This is a genomic window from Phocaeicola massiliensis B84634 = Timone 84634 = DSM 17679 = JCM 13223, assembly GCF_000382445.1.
GTDB lineage: Bacteria > Bacteroidota > Bacteroidia > Bacteroidales > Bacteroidaceae > Phocaeicola > Phocaeicola massiliensis.
The window spans coordinates 1-25,239 of record NZ_KB905476.1; the positions used below are offsets into that span (position 1 = coordinate 1).

31 protein-coding genes and 1 pseudogene are annotated in these 25,239 nt (G+C 36.6%); 31 read left to right on the forward strand and 1 reads right to left on the reverse strand.

The window, feature by feature from the left end; genetic code table 11:
• Nucleotides 1–126 precede the first annotated feature (126 nt).
• The 8 genes from HMPREF1534_RS00290 to HMPREF1534_RS00255 all read left to right on the forward strand — a co-directional run bounded on the left by HMPREF1534_RS00290 (nt 127) and on the right by HMPREF1534_RS00255 (nt 6,589).
• Nucleotides 127–351, forward strand: a complete 225-nt coding sequence (locus HMPREF1534_RS00290; protein ID WP_005945669.1) for an NVEALA domain-containing protein — start codon at nt 127–129, stop codon at nt 349–351.
• 111 nt (nt 352–462) lie between these two features.
• Entirely contained in the window at nt 463–1,449 is a 987-nt protein-coding gene (locus tag HMPREF1534_RS00285; RefSeq protein ID WP_005945671.1) for a BF3164 family lipoprotein, read from the forward strand.
• Nucleotides 1,450–1,608: 159 nt separating this feature from the next.
• Nucleotides 1,609–1,863: an NVEALA domain-containing protein gene (locus tag HMPREF1534_RS21135; RefSeq protein ID WP_005945673.1), complete on the forward strand. Its 255-nt coding sequence runs from the start codon at nt 1,609–1,611 to the stop codon at nt 1,861–1,863.
• 88 nt (nt 1,864–1,951) lie between these two features.
• Nucleotides 1,952–2,989: a BF3164 family lipoprotein gene (locus tag HMPREF1534_RS00275; protein WP_128081346.1), complete on the forward strand. Its 1,038-nt coding sequence runs from the start codon at nt 1,952–1,954 to the stop codon at nt 2,987–2,989.
• Nucleotides 2,990–3,176: 187 nt separating this feature from the next.
• The gene (locus HMPREF1534_RS00270; protein WP_005945680.1) at nt 3,177–3,431 is read left to right on the forward strand and encodes an NVEALA domain-containing protein; all 255 of its coding nucleotides are present in this window, start codon (nt 3,177–3,179) and stop codon (nt 3,429–3,431) included.
• 79 nt (nt 3,432–3,510) lie between these two features.
• Nucleotides 3,511–4,668: a 6-bladed beta-propeller gene (locus HMPREF1534_RS00265; RefSeq protein ID WP_005945682.1), complete on the forward strand. Its 1,158-nt coding sequence runs from the start codon at nt 3,511–3,513 to the stop codon at nt 4,666–4,668.
• Nucleotides 4,669–4,950: 282 nt separating this feature from the next.
• A complete protein-coding gene (locus tag HMPREF1534_RS00260) occupies nt 4,951–6,033 on the forward strand; it encodes a BF3164 family lipoprotein (protein WP_005945689.1) in 1,083 nt (360 codons plus the stop codon).
• A 52-nt stretch (nt 6,034–6,085) separates the two neighbouring features.
• Nucleotides 6,086–6,589: a hypothetical protein gene (locus HMPREF1534_RS00255; RefSeq protein ID WP_005945691.1), complete on the forward strand. Its 504-nt coding sequence runs from the start codon at nt 6,086–6,088 to the stop codon at nt 6,587–6,589.
• Between the two features lie 163 nt (nt 6,590–6,752).
• Here HMPREF1534_RS00255 and HMPREF1534_RS00250 read toward each other — a convergent pair whose 3' ends face one another.
• The gene (locus tag HMPREF1534_RS00250) at nt 6,753–7,745 is read right to left on the reverse strand and encodes a winged helix-turn-helix domain-containing protein (protein WP_005945694.1); all 993 of its coding nucleotides are present in this window, start codon (nt 7,743–7,745) and stop codon (nt 6,753–6,755) included.
• Between the two features lie 197 nt (nt 7,746–7,942).
• On the opposite strand from HMPREF1534_RS00250, the gene HMPREF1534_RS00245 reads away from it, so the two are divergent.
• The 23 genes and pseudogenes from HMPREF1534_RS00245 to tnpC (HMPREF1534_RS00145) all read left to right on the forward strand — a co-directional run bounded on the left by HMPREF1534_RS00245 (nt 7,943) and on the right by tnpC (HMPREF1534_RS00145) (nt 25,152).
• Nucleotides 7,943–8,170, forward strand: a complete 228-nt coding sequence (locus HMPREF1534_RS00245) for an NVEALA domain-containing protein (protein ID WP_005945697.1) — start codon at nt 7,943–7,945, stop codon at nt 8,168–8,170.
• The gene (locus HMPREF1534_RS00240; RefSeq protein WP_005945700.1) at nt 8,171–9,037 is read left to right on the forward strand and encodes a DUF1573 domain-containing protein; all 867 of its coding nucleotides are present in this window, start codon (nt 8,171–8,173) and stop codon (nt 9,035–9,037) included. It begins immediately after the preceding gene.
• 188 nt (nt 9,038–9,225) lie between these two features.
• Nucleotides 9,226–9,360, forward strand: a complete 135-nt coding sequence (locus HMPREF1534_RS20555) for an NVEALA domain-containing protein (protein WP_005945703.1) — start codon at nt 9,226–9,228, stop codon at nt 9,358–9,360.
• A 7-nt stretch (nt 9,361–9,367) separates the two neighbouring features.
• On the forward strand, nt 9,368–9,619 hold the full coding sequence (locus tag HMPREF1534_RS00235) for an NVEALA domain-containing protein (protein WP_005945706.1): 252 nt from the start codon (nt 9,368–9,370) through the stop codon (nt 9,617–9,619).
• A gap of 17 nt (nt 9,620–9,636) precedes the next feature.
• Nucleotides 9,637–10,695 carry a 6-bladed beta-propeller gene (locus HMPREF1534_RS00230; protein WP_005945714.1) on the forward strand — a complete coding sequence of 353 codons (1,059 nt, stop codon included), beginning with the start codon at nt 9,637–9,639 and terminating at the stop codon, nt 10,693–10,695.
• Between the two features lie 169 nt (nt 10,696–10,864).
• Nucleotides 10,865–11,233 carry a hypothetical protein gene (locus HMPREF1534_RS00225; protein WP_005936264.1) on the forward strand — a complete coding sequence of 123 codons (369 nt, stop codon included), beginning with the start codon at nt 10,865–10,867 and terminating at the stop codon, nt 11,231–11,233.
• A 1-nt stretch (nt 11,234) separates the two neighbouring features.
• Nucleotides 11,235–11,579, forward strand: a complete 345-nt coding sequence (gene tnpB / locus HMPREF1534_RS00220; RefSeq protein ID WP_005936267.1) for an IS66 family insertion sequence element accessory protein TnpB — start codon at nt 11,235–11,237, stop codon at nt 11,577–11,579.
• A gap of 88 nt (nt 11,580–11,667) precedes the next feature.
• A complete protein-coding gene (gene tnpC, locus HMPREF1534_RS00215) occupies nt 11,668–13,449 on the forward strand; it encodes an IS66 family transposase (protein WP_005936270.1) in 1,782 nt (593 codons plus the stop codon).
• Nucleotides 13,450–13,823: 374 nt separating this feature from the next.
• Nucleotides 13,824–14,069, forward strand: a complete 246-nt coding sequence (locus tag HMPREF1534_RS21430) for an NVEALA domain-containing protein (protein ID WP_025066962.1) — start codon at nt 13,824–13,826, stop codon at nt 14,067–14,069.
• A 74-nt stretch (nt 14,070–14,143) separates the two neighbouring features.
• Nucleotides 14,144–15,268: a DUF4221 family protein gene (locus HMPREF1534_RS00210; protein ID WP_018452766.1), complete on the forward strand. Its 1,125-nt coding sequence runs from the start codon at nt 14,144–14,146 to the stop codon at nt 15,266–15,268.
• 263 nt (nt 15,269–15,531) lie between these two features.
• On the forward strand, nt 15,532–15,780 hold the full coding sequence (locus HMPREF1534_RS00205) for an NVEALA domain-containing protein (RefSeq protein ID WP_005945725.1): 249 nt from the start codon (nt 15,532–15,534) through the stop codon (nt 15,778–15,780).
• 80 nt (nt 15,781–15,860) lie between these two features.
• Entirely contained in the window at nt 15,861–16,889 is a 1,029-nt protein-coding gene (locus HMPREF1534_RS00200) for a BF3164 family lipoprotein (protein WP_005945728.1), read from the forward strand.
• Between the two features lie 38 nt (nt 16,890–16,927).
• Complete coding sequence (locus tag HMPREF1534_RS00195; protein ID WP_005945730.1) at nt 16,928–17,203, forward strand: NVEALA domain-containing protein; 276 nt, start codon at nt 16,928–16,930, stop codon at nt 17,201–17,203.
• A gap of 2 nt (nt 17,204–17,205) precedes the next feature.
• Nucleotides 17,206–18,228, forward strand: a complete 1,023-nt coding sequence (locus HMPREF1534_RS00190; RefSeq protein WP_158570003.1) for a 6-bladed beta-propeller — start codon at nt 17,206–17,208, stop codon at nt 18,226–18,228.
• Between the two features lie 346 nt (nt 18,229–18,574).
• Entirely contained in the window at nt 18,575–18,811 is a 237-nt protein-coding gene (locus HMPREF1534_RS00185) for an NVEALA domain-containing protein (RefSeq protein ID WP_005945737.1), read from the forward strand.
• A 140-nt stretch (nt 18,812–18,951) separates the two neighbouring features.
• Entirely contained in the window at nt 18,952–19,938 is a 987-nt protein-coding gene (locus tag HMPREF1534_RS00180; protein WP_005945739.1) for a BF3164 family lipoprotein, read from the forward strand.
• A gap of 57 nt (nt 19,939–19,995) precedes the next feature.
• Nucleotides 19,996–20,199: pseudogene (locus tag HMPREF1534_RS21435) on the forward strand (S26 family signal peptidase); the annotation flags it as partial.
• 415 nt (nt 20,200–20,614) lie between these two features.
• Nucleotides 20,615–20,845, forward strand: a complete 231-nt coding sequence (locus HMPREF1534_RS00170) for an NVEALA domain-containing protein (RefSeq protein WP_005945745.1) — start codon at nt 20,615–20,617, stop codon at nt 20,843–20,845.
• A 128-nt stretch (nt 20,846–20,973) separates the two neighbouring features.
• Complete coding sequence (locus HMPREF1534_RS00165; RefSeq protein WP_005945748.1) at nt 20,974–21,978, forward strand: 6-bladed beta-propeller; 1,005 nt, start codon at nt 20,974–20,976, stop codon at nt 21,976–21,978.
• A gap of 158 nt (nt 21,979–22,136) precedes the next feature.
• On the forward strand, nt 22,137–22,379 hold the full coding sequence (locus tag HMPREF1534_RS00160; RefSeq protein ID WP_025066969.1) for an NVEALA domain-containing protein: 243 nt from the start codon (nt 22,137–22,139) through the stop codon (nt 22,377–22,379).
• Nucleotides 22,380–22,567: 188 nt separating this feature from the next.
• Nucleotides 22,568–22,936, forward strand: coding sequence for a hypothetical protein (locus HMPREF1534_RS00155; protein WP_005936264.1), 369 nt, complete (start codon nt 22,568–22,570; stop codon nt 22,934–22,936).
• 1 nt (nt 22,937) lies between these two features.
• Nucleotides 22,938–23,282, forward strand: a complete 345-nt coding sequence (gene tnpB / locus HMPREF1534_RS00150; protein ID WP_005936267.1) for an IS66 family insertion sequence element accessory protein TnpB — start codon at nt 22,938–22,940, stop codon at nt 23,280–23,282.
• Nucleotides 23,283–23,370: 88 nt separating this feature from the next.
• Entirely contained in the window at nt 23,371–25,152 is a 1,782-nt protein-coding gene (gene tnpC / locus HMPREF1534_RS00145; RefSeq protein WP_005936270.1) for an IS66 family transposase, read from the forward strand.
• Nucleotides 25,153–25,239: the final 87 nt, after the last annotated feature.

Below are 25,239 nucleotides of genomic sequence, written 5' to 3' on the forward strand. Positions count from 1 at the left end.
AGTCCGATGCAAACTTAATGGAAATAATCAGAATCTGCAAGTCATGTATTTGCTTTTTCTGCGGTGGAGTTCTTTCCGACAAAAGATGAAAACAATTTTAATTAATCATCGAAACATATAAAAGAGATGAAAAAGAATATTTTGAAAGCAACAGTTGTTGCTGCATTTGCTTTGATAGCAGGATTTAATGTGTATAACTCTCAGAAATCGGATGTGATGTCTGAGTTAGCTTTAGCTAATGTGGAAGCATTGGCTGATGACGAATCTGTAACTGTTGAATGCCCAGGAGGTACTGATGAATGTGCTAGAGTTCTAGTTGGTAATACAGTACATTTGTTTTATAAAAAATAAAATATTGGGCTCTCAATGCGAATGATTTTATTTTTATAAATGAATTCCTAGGCAAAAACAAAGAATATAATTTCTTTCTATTGATTTTGCCTAGGATATTGAAGAAATTATATGAAGTATATTTATCTATTATTTCTATTCTGTTTGTTCGGGTGTACTCGGACTACGAATAAACAATCAAATATTAAAAATATATATTTAGAGCAATCAAATATTCAGGATTTTATAGGTCTTCCTATTCAATTAACCACCTTGGATTCAGTATTGTTTATTAATGACTTTTATGGAGATTCCTTAATTCACTGCATTTCATTAAAAGATAATAAACCAATAGCCAAGTTGGGAGTGAAAGGCAGTGGTCCCAATGAAGTTTTGTCTCCATTGTATATATTTATCAAAGAGGATTCTTTGTTTATGTTTTCACGTCCTCAATGGACATTATATAATATTGACTTGCAGGGTGGTAAAGTCAAAAAAAAGATTACAGTACCTATGGAAGTAAGTTTGTTGTTTCCATTTCAGGATAATCTTTACTTTTGTTCAGGTATGTTTGATGATAAACGTTTTTGGATTCTCAATTCTTTGGGAGAGAAAGTAGCTGCATTGGGTGATTATCCCCTACTTTGGAACGAGGAAGCCCATATCCCACTAGCAGTAAGAAGAATGTTTCATCAAGTACGAGGATATGGTTATTCAAGGACAAAAGGAGTTGCTGTAACTGATTCTCATGTCCTAGATTTATACAATAAGAATCACAAAGGAGAGTATATTCTCAAAAAAGAGGTGTTGCTATCGGCTTATGAATATGATTTTACGGATAAAGGTATATCCAGCCAGACACAATTAAGGTCTTCGTTCATGAAAGGTGCCATAAATCTTGCTGTAACCGATGATTACATTTATATATTATTTGATGTAAATTCGCAAGAGAACCTGAAACGTTTGAATAATGAGATTTGGAAATTTGATTGGGAAGGTAATCTTATATGCAAATACAAACCCAATATTGATATTTCTCTTTTTACATTGAGTTCTTGTAATAACATTATAGGACTGACGAATACAGAAGAACCTCAAATAGTTATATGGCATGAATAGTTTCTTTTATTTAATTTAGCCTCCAATAAACAATAGGCTATGGTATGGATATGAAAATAATCAGAATCTGCAAGTAATGTATTTGCTTTTTCTGCGGTGGAGTTCTTTCCGACAAAAGATGAAAACAAGATTAATGAATCATCGAAACATAGAAAAGAGATGAAAAAGAATATTTTGAAAGCAACACTGGTTGCTGCATTCGGTTTGATAGCAGGATTTAATGTGTATAACTCTCAGAAGTCGGATGTGATGTCTGAGTTGGCTTTAGCTAATGTGGAAGCATTGGCTGATGACGCAGAATCTGGTGAAGACTTTACTAATGGAACAGATTGTGTTGCTGTATGGGAAAATTATACTTGTAGAGGAAAAGATGGCAAGTTATATTCTTATTCAATACCCAAGGCGAATAGCTAATAAAGATTCAAACCCTCTTTAAGAACAAAAATATTAATTGCTTTTGGGACTAGGCTTGTACCAATTCCCCAAAGAAGAGAAGGAATTTATGCAAAGATTATTTTTTATTGTGATAGCCGGTATCTTGATGTCCGGCTGTGCTTCTGAGAAGAAAAAGCAGGAGCTTGAAAGAGTTAGCAATATTGCATATACTACCATAACAGATAGTATCTATTCGAGTATGCCGGGAAAAATTACGGCTTTAAATGGACGCGTGTACTGGCACGATGTGACAGAAGCGGATAATTTTATTCATGTGGTAGATGCATCATCCGGTAAGGAGGTGTACAGTTTTGGTAATATGGGTGATGGCCCGAATGACTTTGCAATGCCGATTCCTTCAGTTTCTACAGAGGGTTTTTATCTAAGTGACTTGCAGAAAGGAATAGAGCATTTGTATGTTTTCGGTGAGGATGGGGCTTGCCACGTGGATAGAGGCAGCCTTGAAAAGAACTCGGAAGTAACCAGGATGCTCCATGTGGGCAAAAGCACTATAATTGCTCTGACTCCCGGTGCGGAAAATCTGTTTAAAGTGTCATGCAACGGAACGACCCAAGCAGGAGGCAAGTTCCCCTTGTCGGAAAAAGTCGGGAATGCCTTCTATCTTTATCAGGGCAACATGGACTATAATGCGAACCGGAACAGGTTAGTATACAGCAGTATGTCTTTCCCTTATCTTGCCACTTACTCTTTGGACGGATGCAAGCTGTCATTGGACAAGGAACTGCCCGAAAAGATAGACTACACCGTTCAGGATGGGAACTTGGTGACGGCTAAAGATTCCAAGCGCGGCGCGATGGAACTGGCATTGACCAAGAATCATATCGTAACGCTTGACAGGGATGTGGTGGTGGAAGGAGAGAAACCCAAAGGAGCCTCTCCACGTGACCCTTCCACCCTTCCTCATTCACTCTTCATTTATGATTATGAGTTGAACCTTACCCATATTCTGAATATGCAATTCCCGATATTGAGAATATGTGGTGATTCTCAAGGTGATGTCGTCTATGCGATAGTTTTGTCTCCGGAGTATAAGCTGATACAGATAAACATTTCCTCGATTAATGATAGTAGGAATGCCAAATAAATAGAGTTTAATTTAGAGGAATCCTTCCTTCCCTTGGGTTTCTCCTTAAAAAAGGAGGATTAATCCGATGCAAACTTAATGGAAATAATCAGAATCTGCAAGTCATGTATTTGCTTTTTCTGCGGTGGAGTTCTTTCCGATAAAAGATGAAAACAAGATTAATGAATCATCGAAAAAACAAAAAGAGATGAAAAAGAATATTTTGAAAGCAACACTGGTTGCTGCATTTGGTTTGATAGCAGGATTTAATGTGTATAACTCTCAAAAGTCGGATGTGATGTCTGAGTTGGCTTTGGCTAATGTGGAAGCATTGGCTAGCGGTGAAGAAGGTATTGGAAAGGGCTTATTGTATGGAACAGAGCCTGATGAGAATAACCAATGTCACTATTGCTGCTGCCCTGGTGATAACGATTGCGGAGCTGCAGCTTGTAGCGGATGCTAAATATTTACTAGTGGATAATAGAAAACATTTTATGTCTTTTCTCACTAATCTTTCTATTATCCACTAAAATTTATCAATTATGAAATTATCTATCATTACATTATTATTAATATTATTGCTATGTGGTTGTAGCACACATCCTCAAAATGAGAACGGTAAGTTTATAAGGATTGACATAGAAAATTCAGCCAATAATCCATTCAATTTATCAAATCTTTCAAAAGAGGTGAGTTACATAAAACTTGAAACAAATGATTCATGTTTAATAAACAGTATAAAGGCAATATTCTATATTGACAATCAGATTATAATTAGAGACAATAACTCTATTTTATTTTTTGACAATACCGGAAAATTCCAATATAAAGTTAATCACCAAGGTGATGGACCAGAAGAATATCTTCGATTATCTGACTTTGATATTTGCTCTAAGAATGAGACAATGCACATATTGGATACGAGAAAAAAACAAATATTACAATACGATATGAAAGGGAAATTTCAGAATAAAAAAGATATTAATTTTTGGGCCATTGGGATGCAGCTTTTTAATGATTCCACGAGTATTTTATATAGTGGGAATCAAATATCACAAAACCAAAGTTATAAATTTACAATCTATAATAACATTAAGCAGAGTGTATCAGGTGGATTTTACCCTATTTCTCAGAAAAAGTCCAATTATCTACATGTTCATAATAACACTAATTTTAGTAAATATGGAAATGAATTCTTATTCTACGAATTGTATAATGACACGATTTACACTTTAACTTCAACAAATTGCATTCCTCGCTACTATCTAAATTTTGGCGCTTCAAGAATTCCGAATTCATATTTCGAGAAAGATTATAAAAACATCATGGAATTCCAAAATGAAATGAGCAAAAATGTTTTTTCGTATGGTATAAGTTCATTGCTCAACTTTCACAATAATATATTGCTCTCTTATTTCCATAATAAGAAAAAACACTTCCTCTATTATAATAAAAACGATAATAGTAATGTATCTTTCCATCAAATAACTGATCAAAATCTATTTAATGATTTCATCATTGATATCAAGAAATATAAAGTGAACTTTTATTCTTACGAAAATTATTTATTTACTATTTTCGACAATGAACTCTACATAGACGGGAATAGTAAAATTAAAGACAAAAAAATACAGGATGAACTCTCGGCAGTTAGCATAGATGATAATCCAATTATAAGAATTTGTAAAATTACCGATTAATAATTATGGTATCATCCGACTTGCATCCTTCAAAACAGAAAAGCAGAAACGCAAATTCACCTTGAAGAGCGTAAAAAATAGCAATAATCAAAAGCATTCTCTGCTTCGTTTAAAGATAACAGAAAGGATTATAAAAACAGTAAAACTCATGAGAGCAGAAAGAGGGTGGAAATAAACATATTTTTCTTTGCCGGAAGATGTTCTTCCCACCCTGCGACTCTCTTCTAAATGCACCCGAACCATCTATTGGAGAGATTTTAATCCATTGAAAACAAATAGAATATGAAAACAAAGAATTTAATTGCTGTAATAGCAGCAGCACTCCTCAGCAGTTGCATGCCTCAGAAGGAGGTAGCCGGAGACGTTTCCTTTTCTCGTGAGGACTTTCAGACAACAAAAGAATTGAGTAATCCACAAGAAATTGCAATTGACAGCCTGCTTAACCCGGCCGGTTTCCGTGTGATGAACGATAGCGTGCTTGTAGTGGTGAATCAGCCCAATTGCGAGTTCCTGCTCGAACTCTATTCCCTGAACACATTGCAGCCGTTGGCACAATTGATAACAAAAGGTAACGGACCGGGAGAAATGTTCAGCTGCGCTTTAGGACTTCACTCTAATGCTTCCGACAATTTCTATTTGCAAGACCCGAATTCAAAGACCTGTTATATCGTCGATTTAAAGACCTTATTGAATAGCCGCAAGTTCGTTCCCGACGAGCAATTCAGATATTCATCGGAAGTCTTGCCTACTTCGGATTTATGCCTATTGGATGATAACCGCTACATAGGATATCACATGTGGTATCTGGATGATAAGCAATTCAGCAAAGTGGATTCTCCCATCGGCTATTACCAAAAAGGAGAGGACAGTGGCAAGGGAATGGATGATTTTCCTTTCTTTGTGGCTTCCGTGAATGGTGCTCGTCTGTTTAAGAACCCACAAACTCAGGAGTTGTGGACTGCGGACATGCATCGTGATGCCATCCGAATCTATAATGATTCATTAAAGCAGATTCGCGAATTGGTCGGCCCCGACCATTTTTCACCGGAGTATACCCGGAGGCAAATAGATGCTCCCGTAGCCTTCGTCACTTTTGCTGATGAATGTGATTATCATGCTTATACGGATTATTATATCACCGACAAGCATATTTATTTGGTTTATGAAGGCAACAAGCATTTCGACATGAAAAATCTCTCACCTGTGGAAATATTCAAACTGGACTTTGACGGAAACTTGCTTTGCAACTATAAACTAGACCGATATGTGTATTCCATATCCATAAATAGGAAAGAGGATACGCTTTATTGTGCTTCACGTCCGTCTGTCATGGAGCCGCCTGTCATTTTGAAGTATAAGTTATAGAACATCGGCAAACAGTCCAAAAGCCTTCAAGAGTATAAGTAACAAACTGGTTATGAGAACTAATATCTATTTAATTATCGTATTATCCACTATCTGTTTTAGTTCGTGCTACCGGGAAAAGGATTTGAAGTATTCCCTGAATGCCGCAGGCAAGAACCGAATAGAGCTGGAAAAAGTACTGGAACATTATAAGGATAGTGGTCCTAAATATGATGCTGCATGTTTTCTCATAAAGAATATGCCGGGATATTATTCGTATGCAAAAAGTTCCGGCCTGGACAGTTTGAGAAAAATACAATCCGTCATATTCCATAAAAAACATTTTCCTCGTGATTTGCAAGACAAATGGAGTAAGTTCTCTTACAAGAGCACACCCAAGGTGTATGACTGTCACGCTATAAAGGCTGAGTATTTAATTGAAAATATAGACTTGGCCTTTGCTGCCTGGCAGAAGAGACCGTGGCGGCACTCTCTTTCATTTGACGAGTTCTGTGAATGGATATTGCCTTATCGCATAGGGGACGAGCCGTTGGAAAACTGGCGAAAGGTTTTTTAGAGAAAAAGTGCTCTTCTTATTGAGAAAATAGGCGGGACGGGAGAATAGAATAACTGGATTAGACCGTTCGATTACAGGCATCTATGTGGATGGGGCAATTCATTGCTTGTTGGCAACGGATGTAAATACGGATAATCAGATAGTGAAGTATATATTTGATTAGCTATGGTTGGGTTGCTTTGGAGTCGATGGGTTTTAAGAACAGTTTAAAACCCTTGCCTCTTACTGTTACAATGTCGTAAGGAGAATTTCTTAAAGCTTCACGGATGTGCTTGATGTGTGTATCAATTCTGCTATTTACATCTGCCGCTTCGTTTCCCCATACTTTTTCTTTTATCTCTTTACGACTGATGTATTCTTTGTCCTGCCCATCGTATAAAAGTTGTAGTATCTGAAGGCTACGGGGCTGAATTTGACATGGTGTTTTATTTATATATAATTTTTTGTCAGGGCTGACGTACCAACCATCGGGGATGGAGTCATTTATCATAACAGAGGAAGGCGCTTTAGGAAAGCAATACTGTTTTTTGATAAGGGTAATCAATAGAAAGACAATTGCACCTGCTAATAAAATAATAAGCAGAAAATTATAAAATGGAGTCTGTTTAATGAGCAGAGGCAACCAGTCATAGTCTATCCATGCGCTTACATGATATGTTTTTGCGATATCTAAAGCATAGAAAGGAGTTTGATAACTTGCCGAATGATATGATAAAGAGTCTTTATTGCTGTAGGTATATGTGTTGGGCGAACGATATACGATGCCGGTTTTTCCATCTATGGAATGTCGTTTCATTCCTTCTTGAAGTTTCTTGTTGACGTTATCAGGAATAAGAGGATTAAGACGGCCCATGACATACTCTTCTGTTAACCTACATGCTGCTTCTGAATCTACGCTGTCCTTAAATGTATAGATAGTCTTACCGGTCGCTGTCTTTATATAGGTTTGCTTTACTTTGTTTTTCCCTTTCTGGCTCGATACGAGTGGAAGTTTCCCGGATCTTGTGTGATAATCATCAACGATTACTTCCTTTAGGACACCATTTATTTCACCATTCGTTTTTTGGAGTGTGCTATTAAACGAATGCATTATCATTACTATTTCAGCTGTAATACATATTACAAGAGGGATGTACCGGTTGATTTTCTTTTTCATATTCCATTCTTTATTATCCGCAAAGGTAATATAAATTATTGTTTTTGGGACTTTCTTGGTCAAAAACAGCCTGATGGAATTCTGAACTTTTCTGAACTTTCTGAATTATCATGGAGTTCAGAAAACTATTGACGAAAACCCTTGGATTATTGATTTATCTCCCATACCTTTGGCATCGTTTTAAAAAGAAATGTATTATGAGAAACATTTTAAAAGGATTGTTTGTGCTCACGGTAGTGGCACTGTTGGTGTGTAAAGTATCTAATAAAAAAGAGACTTCAAGTCAATACTTGCTGGAAAACATAGAAGCCTTGGCAGGTGGTGAAGAACCTGTAATTCAGCGGTGTTATTCATCAGGAAGTTTGGTTTGCCCTATTAATAACAGCAAAGTAGAGTATATAGTGGAACATTACGGTTTACAATAAATGAAGGTTTTATTCACTATATTGTCCCTTTTCTGTTTATTATGTTCTTGCAAGGAATCAGAAAAAGAGAAAATTGCTCGTTTGGTGAGGGAATGGGATGGGAAAGAGATTTCCTTTCCTTCCCATTCAGTTTTCACCATTCAAGGGAAAGACACGATTGATTTTTCTTTCGCAGATGCCGAATATAAGATAGTTACTTATGTAGACTCTGTAGGTTGCACCAGTTGCAAGTTGCAATTGCCTCGTTGGAAGGAATTCATGCACGAAGTAGATTCATTGGCTCAGGGGAAAGTGCCCTTTGTGTTCTATTTCCACCCCAAGGATGTAAAAGAGTTGCGTTACATTACCCGGAGGGATGCCTTCACTTATCCGGTTTGTTTCGATGAAAAGGACGATTTTAATGCATTAAACCGTTTTCCCGGTGAAATGACATTTCAATCTTTTTTATTAAACCGGGAAAATAAAGTGATAGCGATAGGCAACCCGGTTTACAACCCGAAGGTGAAAGAACTCTATCTGCAGAGATTGACCAATGGCAAAATGCCTTCTTCGGCAGTTGCCATGACAGACGTTTCCGTCAATACGGCCAATATGGATTTCGGGACTTTTCCACAATCGGAAAAGCAGGAATACAAGTTTGTATTGACCAATGAAGGCAACAATCTGCTGGTCATTCAGGATGTCACTACATCTTGCGGTTGCACCAAGGTGAGCTACAGCAAGGAACCTGTCCGTCCCGGCGCGTCATTGGAATTGACAGTGACGTATGAGGCAGAAGAAAAAGGTCATTTCAATAAGATGATAACCGTGTATTGCAATACAAAGGCATCCCCGCTTCGGTTAATGATAGCAGGGAATGCAAAATAAATAGAGTTTAATTTAGAGAAACCCTTCCTTCCCTTGGGTTTCTCCTTAAAGAAAGGAGGATTAGTCCGATGCAAACTTAATGGAAATAATCAGAATCTGCAAGTCATGTATTTGCTTTTTCTGCGGTGGAGTTCTTTCCGATAAAAGATGAAAACAAGTTTAATTAATCATCGAAACATAGAAAAGAGATGAAAAAGAATATTTTGAAAGCAACACTGGTTGCTGCATTTGGTTTGATAGCAGGATTTAATGTGTATAACTCTCAAAAGTCGGATGTGATGTCTGAGTTGGCTTTGGCTAATGTGGAAGTCATCGAAACATAGAAAAGAGATGAAAAAGAATATTTTGAAAGCAACACTGGTTGCTGCATTCGGTCTGATAGCAGGATTTAATGTGTATAACTCTCAGAAGTCGGATGCGATGTCTGAGTTGGCTTTGGCTAATGTGGAAGCATTGGCTAGTAATGGTGAAAGTGAAGGAATAAATTGGAGAGGATACTACTTAGACATCGATAATAGTTGCTGTAAAATAGGACGTTATTCTGATGAATGTTCTGGAAAATATACTACCTGTGGAGATTAATTAATATATAAAAGAATATGAAGAAATATAATTGGATTATATACTTTTTTATTTTATTGCCATCTTGTATTGGTATTAAAAATCAGAATAGTGTGGAAATAGATTTAAGTAAGACTGTTCCTTCCATTAAATATTCCACTTTTGTGAAAAATATAGAATATGTGGATTTGCATTTGAATGACAGTTTACCAATATATGGAGTTGAGAATCTTTATTTAGACGAAAACAAAATATTTATCAAAGACCGGAAATCGGAAGGTATTCTTATTTTTGATGCTATCACAGGTAAACTTTTAAAGCGGATAACCCAATATAAGGAAGGACCGGAAGAAATCAAGATAATTGGAGCTTTTTGTTTGGATACCTATAATAAACAGCTCTGTATTTTCGATAAAGGTGATATGAAAATAAAATTGTATGATTATTCAGGCGATTATATTTCTTCGTATGTTGTTTCAGACTTTTTTATAGATATGGCCAAATTGGATAAAAATAGTATGACTTATTTTTATCCAATTTATACTGATAATGAGCAAAAGGAAGGTATTTGGACTTTAAATTCTTTAGATAAGACAGTTATACATTTAGATTCTAGTATAACAGAAAATTGCCGACTACATTATTTCCCAATGTTATATAATAACAATGGTTCTATGGTTTATTATTATGATAGAAACCGGGATAAACTTTCATTAGTGACATTTGACAAAATGGAGAATATGTATAGTTTTGATATACGTCAAAGAATTCCAATTGAAAAGATGGGTTTAAAAGATATTACTCCCCAAATACTGGATGGTTATTCCATTCTACATAATTTTGCCTGTTCGGAAAATTATTTGTTACTTTCTTTTCAAACTTTTGATAAGCAGAATATAGCAAAGAAAAATATAAAATGGGTTCTATTGGATAGAAAAACTGAAGAAATAATTATTTCGGAACATTTAGACAACGATATGGCACAAGAGGTTATAGACAATCATCTTCTTTTTTATTTAGATGATCATACATGGATTAAAGTAGATGATATGACCAATGACTACTTAATAAGATTACAATTATTACATTTAAAATAATACCTTTGCAGTTCATGTTGTATTAGGTGGCATTAAGGAAGTAGGTGCTTATTGTGGCTATTTTATAGACACAAAAGGTAGCGGTATAAAGTAAGCATTCTATTTTCCGCCTTGACGCACATTATTCACAAACCTACCTTTGCGCCATAACCAAATAACAACAATGATTATGGCGAAAGAAAAAGTAAACTATCAGGAGGTATATGACCTCTACCAGTTATGCAGCGAGACCAAGGATCTTCGCGAGTTCTGTGCGGATTATGGAGTAAACTACGACAAGTTCATGAACTGGCAACGTCATCAGCTTTGGAGCGAGAAGTTAGGCAAGACAGTTCAGGTTGATCAGCCCAAGGTTGCTAAAGTCCAGATAACCGGTAAACCTTGCAACAGTCCAACTGTTAAGATGGAAGTGAAACAACCGGAAGGCGAACCTCCTATTAAGTGGGTGAAACTGCAATTGACATCTGGAGCGACATTGTTTCTGAGAAACACCAGCGTTCTTGATCTGAGTCTGTTGCTTAATAAAATGATAGGATGATATGCTTGGACTGAGTGCTAACCTGAACTATTACCTGTTCAACGGTAATGTGGATTTACGGAAAGGCATCTTCCGTTTGTGTGAAAGTATAAGGCAAGAGATGTCACTTGACCCTAGTGATGCGTCCAATGTATATATGTTCATGTCCCGTAACCGGAAGGTCGTCAAGATACTTCATTACGAACGCGGTTTTTATGTGCTTTACGAGAAACGTCCTGTCATTGGAAAGTTCAAGAAACCTGTGTTTGACGAGGTGTCAAAATGCTACCGGATACAGTGGTCTGACATGGCTTACCTGACGGAAAGTATCGTAGTCGACAGAATGTATGTAACTCCTAAAGAATGAATAATAAGGCGTTGATTTACAATGGAATAATACAAAAATAATCGATAAAAAGTTTGCGTAACTGCCTGATTTTTCGTACCTTTATATCATGATTGATGAAAGAGCATACGAGTTACTTTGCTGCCAGCTGGGTCTGGCGAATGAGGAAAAAGCAGGGCTTCGCAAACAGAATAAAGAACTGATTGCGAGGCTTGAGTCTATTGAAAAATCCAACAAGGAGAACTCAAAAACTCTGATTGATACAATCAATGACCTCAAAGAATCCCTCGAAAAGCAATCAACCACGGTTGAACATTACAGGAAAGAAATGGAACTTATGAGGAAGCAGCTTGAAGCAAAAGACGAGGTGAACATGATGCTTGCAAACGAGATATCCAATCTCAGACTTCAGCTTGAAGACAGCAGGAAACACCGTTTCGGCCGTACATCTGAGCAAAGAAGGCTGCTGAACAACCGTAACATTGACAAGTCTGCAATGGAGAAGTCCGAATATGACGGTTCTGACAAGAAAGGTGATGATGATAATAAGGCCAATGGTAACGAAGCTGGTGGCAATACCTCTTCCGATAACGCAACAGCACAGAACAGCAAGCCTTCAAGAAGAAAGGAAACCGCACCACGTGCGGAAAAGACCAGGCTGAAGGTGGACAAGGTAGTGGTACATGAAATAGAAGACTATTACCAACTCCCGGATGGTGCAAGGCTTATGAACCGCAACGGAATGGCTGATGTGTGGGAATACAGGTTTATAGAACATGTGCGTGCCCATAACGTGGAACATGTGTACAAGGTGGCAAGGGTAAAGCTTGCAGACGGCACTTTCACTAACACGATGGAGCATCCCTTGAAAAACCTTGGAGGAATCTTCTCTCCTGAACTGCTTGCCCGTCTGCTTTGTCTGAAATATGACTTCAGCATGCCTGAGAACAGACAGATAAGACTGCTTGCAAGAGAAGGCATCCATATAAGCAATACCACGCTGAACAGCTATATCCACAACGGAATCTCCAGGCTTAGGGAGTTTATGGAAGATGTCTTCAAGAAGTTTGTACAACAGGCAAAATACCTTATGGTTGATGAGACTACCGAACTCGTTGGAGTTGAAACACCGGAAGGTAAGGCTTACAGGAGAAAGTACTTATGGGCTTTCTTTGCAAAGCATGTCAAGTTGGTTTATTATCATTACAATAACGGCAGCAGAGCATCTGATGTGGCAAAGACCTTCCTTGATCATTTTATGGGATCTATATCTACAGACGGATATACGGTTTACAGAATGTATGACGGAGAAGGCTCAAAGGTGCTTCATATAGGATGCTGGACGCACTGCAGGAGGTTGTGGGTTGATGCTTTGCCATCAGACAGGACGGCGATGGACATAATAGATTCTATCGGTGATTTATTCAGGAATGAAGACCTGTTCCGCACAATGAAACTCAGCAGTGAGAAGATAAAGGAAAAAAGACTTAAACTTACGGGACCTGTTCTTGAACGTATACATCATAAGGTGGTCATGATGATGCAGGATGCGAAGATCATGGCTAACGAACTGATAAGAAAGGCTGCGAACTACACGATAAACCAGTGGAAATCCTTGAGAAATATCCTCAAGGACGGTTCAGCGGAAATATCCAACAATCTCTGTGAGCAAAGAATGAAACCTGTAAAGCTGCTGCTCAAGAACTGTATGAATATAGGAAGTGAGGCAGCCGCAGAAAACTCGGCATTCATCTTCTCCCTGATAGAAAGCTGTAAGTTGAACGATATAGATCCTCAGGATTACCTGAAGCACTTGTTTGAATGTATTCTTCATGGTAAGGACTGCGACAAGAAGGCTCTTCTGCCATGTTTTTATAAATCGGAATGTTAAAACTAAACTATTTTCTTACGGACATTTTTATTTTATCGGCTGAAAAACAGCCGATAAAATTGTCGTAGCGGAAAATAGAATGGTTACCGGTATAAAAGTCTATTACAAATAGAGAAGAACGAGAAAGGGAAAAATAAACTTTTCCTCTGTTGTTTATATATTCTTCTAGGCAAGGTGATTTTTATGCGATATCGCAGTCTGAAGATTTAGACTATAACATTATAGTTCTTAATTTGGATTGATCAATGAAAGCAGACGATAAAGGAGAATTCTCTTCTGCAATTAGCAAATGGATTGTTTGTTTTTTTGCGGTGGAGTTCTTTCCGACAAAAGATGAAAACAAGATTAATGAATCATCGAAACATAGAAAAGAGATGAAAAAGAATATTTTAAAAGCAACACTGGTTGCTGCATTCGGTTTGATAGCAGGATTTAATGTGTATAACTCTCAGAAGTCGGATGTGATGTCTGACTTGGCTTTAGCTAATGTGGAAGCATTGGCTACCGGAGAAGACGATTGGTCATACCGTTTATTTCCGTGTGCACACAAACCTTGGAACGAATGTGTTTTAAGTACAGATACACGTCGTGATCCCTGTTCTTCATCGTCTTATTGCTAAAAAATAAAGCCAAAGGGATATTAAAACTTAATAAAGATGGTTTGAATATTCTTTTGGCTTAAATTAAATTTATTATGAGATTATTTTTTTTAATATTTCTAGCCATGGTAAGTTGTGATCATCAGCGTACCACACAACCCCATCATATAAAAGATTCTCTTGCATATGATATAGAGTCAATCAAGATAATTCCTTCTAATGATATTTTAGAACTTAAATCCTACCATATAACTTCTCCTTTTAGTTGTCAAAATATAGATGGAATTATCGCATATAATTATCGTTTACATTCATTAGACTTAATAGATTTATATAATCACAAAGAGATATCATCTATACCATTACAAAGAGAAGGGCCTGATGGAATACCAGGAAGAGTAGCTGGAATATTTCCTTTATCAAAAGATTCTATTTGGGTTTATGATGGAATTTATATGTATCTATTAAATAGTGCGGGTAGAGTAAACGAAAAAATTACTTTAGAGGATAGAGAATCTTTAATTATAAATACTAATTACGCTATGAATACAGCTAAGTTCTCTTATAACCCAAAACGACATTCATTGTTGTATTTAACTAGAAAAGACGATTTTATAGTAGAAGAATATGATATAAAAAAAAGAAAAATAATTAAGACATACCCACTTTCATATTCAATAATAAATCCAAAAGGATCTTTGCTATATGCAGATATGGATGCACCTAATGTTAATTTTGTAGACAATAAAATAATCTATAATTATCCATACGAATCTACAATATATCTATTAGACATGGATTCCGGAAAACAATTATTGATAGATGCCCCAAGTTGCTATACTTCAAATAAAGCACAGACGTGCAATGCTAATGGGTATTCAATTTGGGAGAGACACCGAATCGAAAATGTACACTTTTACGATATTATGTATTTACCGGAATGTAAAACATATATTCGATTACACATAGGTGGAATTGATTTTTCAGAAAAAGAGTCTGTGCAAACATTACTTGATAGTAGACCTATTTACATGATGGCTTTTGATAAAGATTTTAATATTATGGGCGAAAGTAAACTAGCAGGAAAACGATATAGTTGCTTTACAGGATGGTGTGCATTGAAAAATTCTGTATTGTTATTCAATGAAAACAGCTTATCGGATTCCATTAGTTATGAAACCTTGAATGTAGATATTATCAGCTCCATTAGAGGTCTTTAATATCCTCTATGATTAAATGCACTGTAGGGGAAGTAGAGTTGGAAAAGTATTAAATTCGAGTATGCTCAATAAATAAAGTTTAATTTAGAGAAACCCTGCCTAGAGTCTTGGGTTTCTCCTTTAAAGAAAAGAGGATTAGTCCGATGCAAACTTAATGGAAATAATCAGAATCTGCAAGTCATGTATTTTCTTTTTCTGCGGTGGAGTTCTTTCCGACAAAAGATGAAAACAAGATTAATGAATCATCGAAAAAATGAAAAGAGATGAAAAAGAATATTTTGAAAGCAACACTGGTTGCTGCATTTGCTCTGATAGCAGGATTTAATGTGTATAACTCTCAGAAGTCGGATGTGATGTCTGAGTTGGCTTTGGCTAATGTGGAAGCATTGGCTGATGATGGTGAGACACTTACTCCCACAGAATGTCCGGGTGGAAGACATCTTTGTCAATGGATAATATACCCAGGCGGTTCTGTTACCTACTATGACAGAAACGGAGAAGATACTATTTAGTTTGGAAAAAAACACTGGATTGGAACTGACTAAAATTAGTGAATGATTTGAACTCGTTTTTTATCTAATACCAAGAATTTATGAATATCAAAATTATATTATTAGGATTGTTTACTTTAAGTTTTGTTCAATGTACCACTCATACAACGGATACAACTATAGGATATAAGTTTTCCAATCAAGAGACGTTGGTATTTGAGGACATAGATTATCCTGAAATACTAGGTGATATCATGCAGATTATTAAAATAGATAGCCTTTTGCTGATAAATGATTATTATGGAGATTCTTTACTTACTGTGTTCAATCTTAATAGTAATAAAGTAGAAAGAAAATTATTGGGGCAGGGAGAGGGCCCCAATGAACTAATATCCCCATTAGAAGTTCTTTTGTCGAATAATAATTTATGGATTTTAAGTCGTCCTATTCATCAGTTAAATCATCTATCAACACAGTCTATTCATAAAACCCCAAAACTGGTAAGAGATCTGCAAGTTAAAACAGAGGCGGATTGTTTCGTTCCATTAACCGATACTCAATTTGTGTTGTCCGGTTTTTGGAAGAAACGATATGCGTGGATGAACTTACAAAAAAGTGATGAGTTAATAGAGTTTGGTGAATTCCCGGACTTCTGGGAGGCAGAAAAAGATATTCCACACTTATCTAAAGCTATGTTTCATCAATGCCATTTTGCAGTAAATCCTCAAAAACATTTATTTGCTTCATGCTCTTATTTTGTTTTGGAAATCTATGAATATGACCCGTCAGGTAAAAAATGTCCGACACTGAAATTTAAAAAGCAACTTGGAAAATATCAATATAAATTCAGTACTGACGAACATGTTGTCTTCGCAAAGATGAAAGAAGGATGCGACCCGGTCTCTGTCGACATAGTGGGCACGGAAAATCATATTTATCTCTTGACTCAAGACCCGGAACAGAGAAAGCAAAGGAATATTCTAGTCCTTGACTGGAAAGGAAATCCTGTGAAGTTACTGAAAACAGGGCAACGAGTAATGTGTTTTGCCGTTGATGAAGAGAACCAAATGGGATATGGAATTATTCAGGACCCGGAAGATAAGCTTGTATCATTTAAATACAATCTGTGAAAATTTACGCAATAGCTTAATTTAAAGAATAAAAAGAGATGAAAAAGAATATTTTGAAAGCAACACTGGTTGCTGCATTTGCTCTGATAGCAGGATTTAATGTGTATAACTCTCAGAAGTCGGATGCGATGTCTGAGTTGGCCTTAGCTAATGTGGAAGCATTGGCTAGCGGTGAAATTGATGTGAACACCTCTTATGGATATGGCCTAAGAGATTGTAAAGATTCAGATGGAAATCTTACGGGCAAGCGTTGCGAACTGACGCATCCTTATGATACTTGCAATAACAAATTAACATGGGGAAACTGCCGCTAATTATGTATAGATGTATATTCATGTTCCTTTTGTTGTGCACAAGTTGTGTAGAACAAAAGGATACTACTTCAATCAAGATAGATTTGATGGCAACAGATAGTGATACCCTGTATTATTCCTCATTTGTTGACTCCTTGAGTTATATACCATTGGAAACAAAAGATGATTGTTTAATAAGGGAGATAACGGATGCTATCCTGACCAATCAATACATCTTCATTTTAGACACCCCACAACAGTCCGTTTGGATATATAGCACAAAAGGGAAATTCATACGCTCACTTCATCATCAGGGTAACGGTCCCGGAGAATATATAAACCTGATACAGTTTGAATATGATGCCGACAACAGGGAACTGTTATTATTGGACGGCTGGAATAAATCCATCCTGCGATATTCCCCTGATGATAAATTCATTGATAAAACAGTACTTGATATATATCCCTCAGATTTCAAGAAGACCGCTGATGGATATCTATTATCAATGTTGGGAGCCCCGGACAGCATTGGAGGAGTCTATTCTTATTCTTCGCAGAATCATAAGTCGACGCAATTAATAAAACGAACCTACAATTTGCCATGCAATTTTAATTGGGAATTAATGGGTTATGACAACGAGATAACTTTCATGGCACCTCCTTTTGATAATATAGTTTACAGTTATGATAAGAAAGGAGCATTAAGACAACAAATACCTTTTAAAATCTATCCACTTCCTACACAATCCTATACAGAAGATGTTTCCACCCAACATTTGCCCGATTTCATTCGGACAAATTATATAGAAAGTTCCCATTGGTTGTACGCAACATATTGGCGTGCGGAATCAGGTTTAAGAGTGTTTTTATACAATAAACAAAATGGAGATCTTCAAATAGGGAAACGTTTGGTGAATGATATTGACAGAGTTAAATATACCTATATGACTTCGTCCTGCAATCACAACCGATTTGTCTTTGGATACAGGAAAGAAGAGAATACGGATGACAATCCGATATTACAGATATTACATCTTAAGAATTAGATATGCATTGCGTCAGCCACCGTTTCTTCGCTTGGTATTATTTCAAGGCAAAGAAGCCAGAAACTTATATAAAGGCTACTCGTCGCTTAAATAAGATGTTGTATTGCAATACAAAGACATCCCCGCTTCGGTTAATGATAGCAGGGAATGCCAAATAAATAGAGTTTAATTTAGAGAAACCCTTCCTTCCCTTGGGTTTCTTCTTAAAGAAAGGAGGATTAGTCCGATGCAAACTTAATGGAAATAATCAGAATCTGCAAGTCATGTATTTGCTTTTTCTGCGGTGGAGTTCTTTCCGATAAAAGATGAAAACAACTTTTATTAATCATCGAAACATAGAAAAGAGATGAAAAAGAATATTTTAAAAGCAACACTGGTTGCTGCATTTGCTTTGATAGTAGGATTTAATGTGTATAACTCTCAGAAATCGGATGTGATGTCTGAGTTGGCTTTGGCTAATGTGGAAGCATTGGCTGAATCAGAATTAAGCCAAAAGTGTGGTGACTGCAGTACTGATAAACAGGTATATTGTTGTACTCTAGTTATAGAAGGATTAGGTACATTTACACTTAATAAAGATTAATCCCATTAAATAAAAGGAGAGATTTAAAAAAGTTAGGTCTCTCTTATAATAAAAGTACCATGAAACTCATATATAAACACATATTATTTTTGCTTTTATTGCTGTGTATTTCTTGTACAAGTGTATCAAACAATAAAATAATGTTTCCAACAAAAAACTTTAAGACAATAAAGGGAAAACAAATTTTATCAGATTTGTTTATTGGACGGCCTTTAAAAATGAATATTGTGGATAATAAGCTCTTAATGATAGATAAATATGAAGGTAAACAAATAACGATGATTGATTTGATAAATACCAATAAAATCGAACGTATTGCTAATATTGGAGAAGGGCCAAATGAATTTCTTAATTTAAGAGATATAACTTATAATTCAAAAAATAACTCATTGGCTTTTTTTGATGGAATGCTAAGACAAGTTTCTTTCTATAAAATTAATGAGCATAAGATTCAAATAAATAATAATACTTTTCATCGTAAAGTGCGATTTAATGCAGATTGTCCCTATGATATTGTTGCGTTTGGGGATTATTTTTTAGCAAATGGATGTTTTAATGCAAAACAATTTGCTTTATTGAATTCTAAAGCGGATATTATTGCGGAATTTGGTGTTTTTCCCGGAGATAATACCGGTGTGGAAGTTGAAAATAGTTTTTTTCTAAAAAACCAAACGACTCTCTGTACTAATTTAGATCAATCTCGATTTGTTGCTGCGGGATATTTCCATGACCAACTCGTCTTTTATCGATTTGAAAATAATAAAATTATAAAGGTGAGAGAGTATTTTAGCATGAATGCTAAAATGGTTTCAAGGCATACTAAAGATGGGAATCAAGATATCTATAGCTCATCAGAAAATGACGAAACAACACGAACTTACAGAATGCTATATTCAACAAAAGAGCATATTTATGCTTTATATTGGGGTATTGCCAATAAAGATTTTGGGAAAACAGGAAAGGTTTGTTACATCTTAAAGTTTGATTGGAATGGGAACTTAAAAGAAGGTTTCAAAGTTAATAATTTATTAAAAAATATTGCAATAGATGAAATCTCAAATTGCATATACGCTGTAACGTATCCAGAAGATGAGAGGGAATCCATTTTAATGAAGTATGAGATGTGATTGATAATATAAATTTAAGAATAAAATATTAGCTAAAATAGGTAATCGGGCCTTTTCTTTTATCTTTGTGTCTTGGTAATTTTATGGTTCTTCTTTCAGGTCACCACTTTCACCACCTTCCATATTCCTTCCGACTCCATGTATCCCGCTTTACAGGCAGGCAATAATGTGTTGGTGAACAAATGGATAATGGGAACCCGCATCTTCAATATCTGGGATGCATTGGAAGGCAAGGAGGTGAAGATTCACCGGTTGCCGGGAGATACGCTGGAAATAAGGAACGGATTCTATAGGATACGCGGGATAGAGGAAAAATTAGGCAAAACCACATGCGGAACTGGGAGGTTATCAACGACAAAAACTGGAATAGGATGCAAAGATGATAATGGAAAAAGAACCGAAAATACAATCCACAGCAATAAAACAGATGAGAGAGGAAATAAAGAAGCTGGTTATCAAGGAATAAAATATTCTTTTACTATATTTGCATTCTCATGCACATTAGGGGAAAAGCTATTTCTATATAATCTTACTTTTTAATAAATAGTCGACAAAGAGTATGCATATATGGAAATAATCAGAATCTGCAAGTCATGTATTTGCTTTTTCTGCGGTGGAGTTCTTTCCGACAAAAGATGAAAACAACTTTTATTAATCATCGAAACATAGAAAAGAGATGAAAAAGAATATTTTGAAAGCAACATTGGTTGCTGCATTTGCTCTGATAGCAGGATTTAATGTGTATAACTCTCAGAAGTCGGATGTGATGTCTGAGTTGGCTTTAGCTAATGTGGAAGCATTGGCTGATGATGGTGAAAACCCAATGTGCGAAAATGGTTGTTTGGATAATGGTGATGGTTGTTTATGCCATTACTGGTTTCCGACTTATAGAGAAGCAAATCTATAAAAAGAGGAATTAATAGCCGAACAGCTTGATTGAATTCCCTAAAAGTAAAAACGAAGGAGAAAAATAGAATTTGTGATAATTGAATCTTATCCTAATTTTTGCTTTTCTCTTTTTAAAAGCAAATACTTATGTTAAGAAAAATAGCAAACATATTATTTATTGTGTTAGCCATAACCGGTTGCACTAATAATGCGACAACCGAAAAACACCAGACAGTTCGTAACAAAATAGAAAACTGTTATCAGAAAGTAAAAGAATTCCAGACTGGCGATATTTTGATAGGCTCTACAACACGTTTATATTCTATGGATAATCATCTGATTATTGCAGACCATAAATCCTCAAACCAGCTTATTCATATTTTTAACATGCAGGATTTTACTTACGTGCAAAGTATAGGAGAATTGGGACAAGGACCTGGTGAAATTACAATTCTTGGAAATATTGGCATAGACAATATACATAAGAATTTATATATATCCGACTATGGAAAACAAAAAATATTCAGTTACAATGTGGATAGTGCGTTTGCTAATTCTTTCTATATACCAAACGTGAAAATGGAGATGGATAAAGGAATATTCCCAGATGTATATCAATTTTTCAGCGATACGTTGGCTATAGGCAGAATGATTTCCCCTACCAGTTCTTCTTCTTTCAAACAAATGTTGGCACGTCTTAATATGCAAACAGGTAAAATACTTCCTTTGAAAGAAAACCATCCTGAAATAGAAAATAAACGTGTTTGCTTTGCTGCTTCAGAAACTAAAAACATCTGCGTGGAGTGCTATACAGGCTATGATTTAATGGTAATAACTGATATAATGGGAAATTTGAAATATAATATTTATGGGCCGGAATGGAAAGAAGAGCCGACTGCAACTCATTACTATAGTAAAGTAGTATTAGCCAAAGATAAGATTATCGCTTCATATTCAGGTGGTAACAAGCATACCGATGATTATTATCCTACAAAATTTTTTGTTTTCGATACCGAGGGAAACTATCTTAAAACTTTAGATATAAATCGGAAAATAGCAGACTTCTGTTATGATGACAACAACAATAGAATTATCATGTCGTTCAATGATGATATACAGTTCGGATATTTAGAGTTGAATGGTCTAATTTAATTATAAATATTTTAGAGCATATACTATAAAGAATTGGAATAAATGGCAGGCAGGCTATTAATCACACGGCGTTCTAACAGGAGCATGTCTCTTCTGTCAGAAGGGGGGGGCTAAAAGATGAAGACAAACTTAAATAATTATTAAAAAATAGAAAAGAGATAAAAAAGAATGTTTTGAAAGCAACACTGGTTGCTGCGTTTGCTTTGATAGCAGGATTTAATGTGTATAACTCTAAAAAGGCAGAACCAATGTCGGAATTGGCTTTGGCGAATGTCGAAGCGTTAGCAAGATTGGAACAGCCTAATGTAGATGATTGTATTAGTGATCCTGATTATGATTGTGAAGCATTACATCCGACAGACCCTTCAAAAGATAAGCGTAGACAGCAAGCTAGATGGTAGCTGAATTTTATTTTGGATATGTAATCCTTTAAAATATTTATCACATATTTAATACACATAGGGGTGGAGTGATTTTTAATTAAATAAGTAACGTGTTTATATTTAATCAGTAAGCATTCTATTTTCCGCCTTGACGCACATTATTCACAAACCTACCTTTGCGCCATAACCAAATAACAACAATGATTATGGCGAAAGAAAAAGTAAACTATCAGGAGGTATATGACCTCTACCAGTTATGCAGCGAGACCAAGGATCTTCGCGAGTTCTGTGCGGATTATGGAGTAAACTACGACAAGTTCATGAACTGGCAACGTCATCAGCTTTGGAGCGAGAAGTTAGGCAAGACAGTTCAGGTTGATCAGCCCAAGGTTGCTAAAGTCCAGATAACCGGTAAACCTTGCAACAGTCCAACTGTTAAGATGGAAGTGAAACAACCGGAAGGCGAACCTCCTATTAAGTGGGTGAAACTGCAATTGACATCTGGAGCGACATTGTTTCTGAGAAACACCAGCGTTCTTGATCTGAGTCTGTTGCTTAATAAAATGATAGGATGATATGCTTGGACTGAGTGCTAACCTGAACTATTACCTGTTCAACGGTAATGTGGATTTACGGAAAGGCATCTTCCGTTTGTGTGAAAGTATAAGGCAAGAGATGTCACTTGACCCTAGTGATGCGTCCAATGTATATATGTTCATGTCCCGTAACCGGAAGGTCGTCAAGATACTTCATTACGAACGCGGTTTTTATGTGCTTTACGAGAAACGTCCTGTCATTGGAAAGTTCAAGAAACCTGTGTTTGACGAGGTGTCAAAATGCTACCGGATACAGTGGTCTGACATGGCTTACCTGACGGAAAGTATCGTAGTCGACAGAATGTATGTAACTCCTAAAGAATGAATAATAAGGCGTTGATTTACAATGGAATAATACAAAAATAATCGATAAAAAGTTTGCGTAACTGCCTGATTTTTCGTACCTTTATATCATGATTGATGAAAGAGCATACGAGTTACTTTGCTGCCAGCTGGGTCTGGCGAATGAGGAAAAAGCAGGGCTTCGCAAACAGAATAAAGAACTGATTGCGAGGCTTGAGTCTATTGAAAAATCCAACAAGGAGAACTCAAAAACTCTGATTGATACAATCAATGACCTCAAAGAATCCCTCGAAAAGCAATCAACCACGGTTGAACATTACAGGAAAGAAATGGAACTTATGAGGAAGCAGCTTGAAGCAAAAGACGAGGTGAACATGATGCTTGCAAACGAGATATCCAATCTCAGACTTCAGCTTGAAGACAGCAGGAAACACCGTTTCGGCCGTACATCTGAGCAAAGAAGGCTGCTGAACAACCGTAACATTGACAAGTCTGCAATGGAGAAGTCCGAATATGACGGTTCTGACAAGAAAGGTGATGATGATAATAAGGCCAATGGTAACGAAGCTGGTGGCAATACCTCTTCCGATAACGCAACAGCACAGAACAGCAAGCCTTCAAGAAGAAAGGAAACCGCACCACGTGCGGAAAAGACCAGGCTGAAGGTGGACAAGGTAGTGGTACATGAAATAGAAGACTATTACCAACTCCCGGATGGTGCAAGGCTTATGAACCGCAACGGAATGGCTGATGTGTGGGAATACAGGTTTATAGAACATGTGCGTGCCCATAACGTGGAACATGTGTACAAGGTGGCAAGGGTAAAGCTTGCAGACGGCACTTTCACTAACACGATGGAGCATCCCTTGAAAAACCTTGGAGGAATCTTCTCTCCTGAACTGCTTGCCCGTCTGCTTTGTCTGAAATATGACTTCAGCATGCCTGAGAACAGACAGATAAGACTGCTTGCAAGAGAAGGCATCCATATAAGCAATACCACGCTGAACAGCTATATCCACAACGGAATCTCCAGGCTTAGGGAGTTTATGGAAGATGTCTTCAAGAAGTTTGTACAACAGGCAAAATACCTTATGGTTGATGAGACTACCGAACTCGTTGGAGTTGAAACACCGGAAGGTAAGGCTTACAGGAGAAAGTACTTATGGGCTTTCTTTGCAAAGCATGTCAAGTTGGTTTATTATCATTACAATAACGGCAGCAGAGCATCTGATGTGGCAAAGACCTTCCTTGATCATTTTATGGGATCTATATCTACAGACGGATATACGGTTTACAGAATGTATGACGGAGAAGGCTCAAAGGTGCTTCATATAGGATGCTGGACGCACTGCAGGAGGTTGTGGGTTGATGCTTTGCCATCAGACAGGACGGCGATGGACATAATAGATTCTATCGGTGATTTATTCAGGAATGAAGACCTGTTCCGCACAATGAAACTCAGCAGTGAGAAGATAAAGGAAAAAAGACTTAAACTTACGGGACCTGTTCTTGAACGTATACATCATAAGGTGGTCATGATGATGCAGGATGCGAAGATCATGGCTAACGAACTGATAAGAAAGGCTGCGAACTACACGATAAACCAGTGGAAATCCTTGAGAAATATCCTCAAGGACGGTTCAGCGGAAATATCCAACAATCTCTGTGAGCAAAGAATGAAACCTGTAAAGCTGCTGCTCAAGAACTGTATGAATATAGGAAGTGAGGCAGCCGCAGAAAACTCGGCATTCATCTTCTCCCTGATAGAAAGCTGTAAGTTGAACGATATAGATCCTCAGGATTACCTGAAGCACTTGTTTGAATGTATTCTTCATGGTAAGGACTGCGACAAGAAGGCTCTTCTGCCATGTTTTTATAAATCGGAATGTTAAAACTAAACTATTTTCTTACGGACATTTTTATTTTATCGGCTGAAAAACAGCCGATAAAATTGTCGTAGCGGAAAATAGAATGGTTAC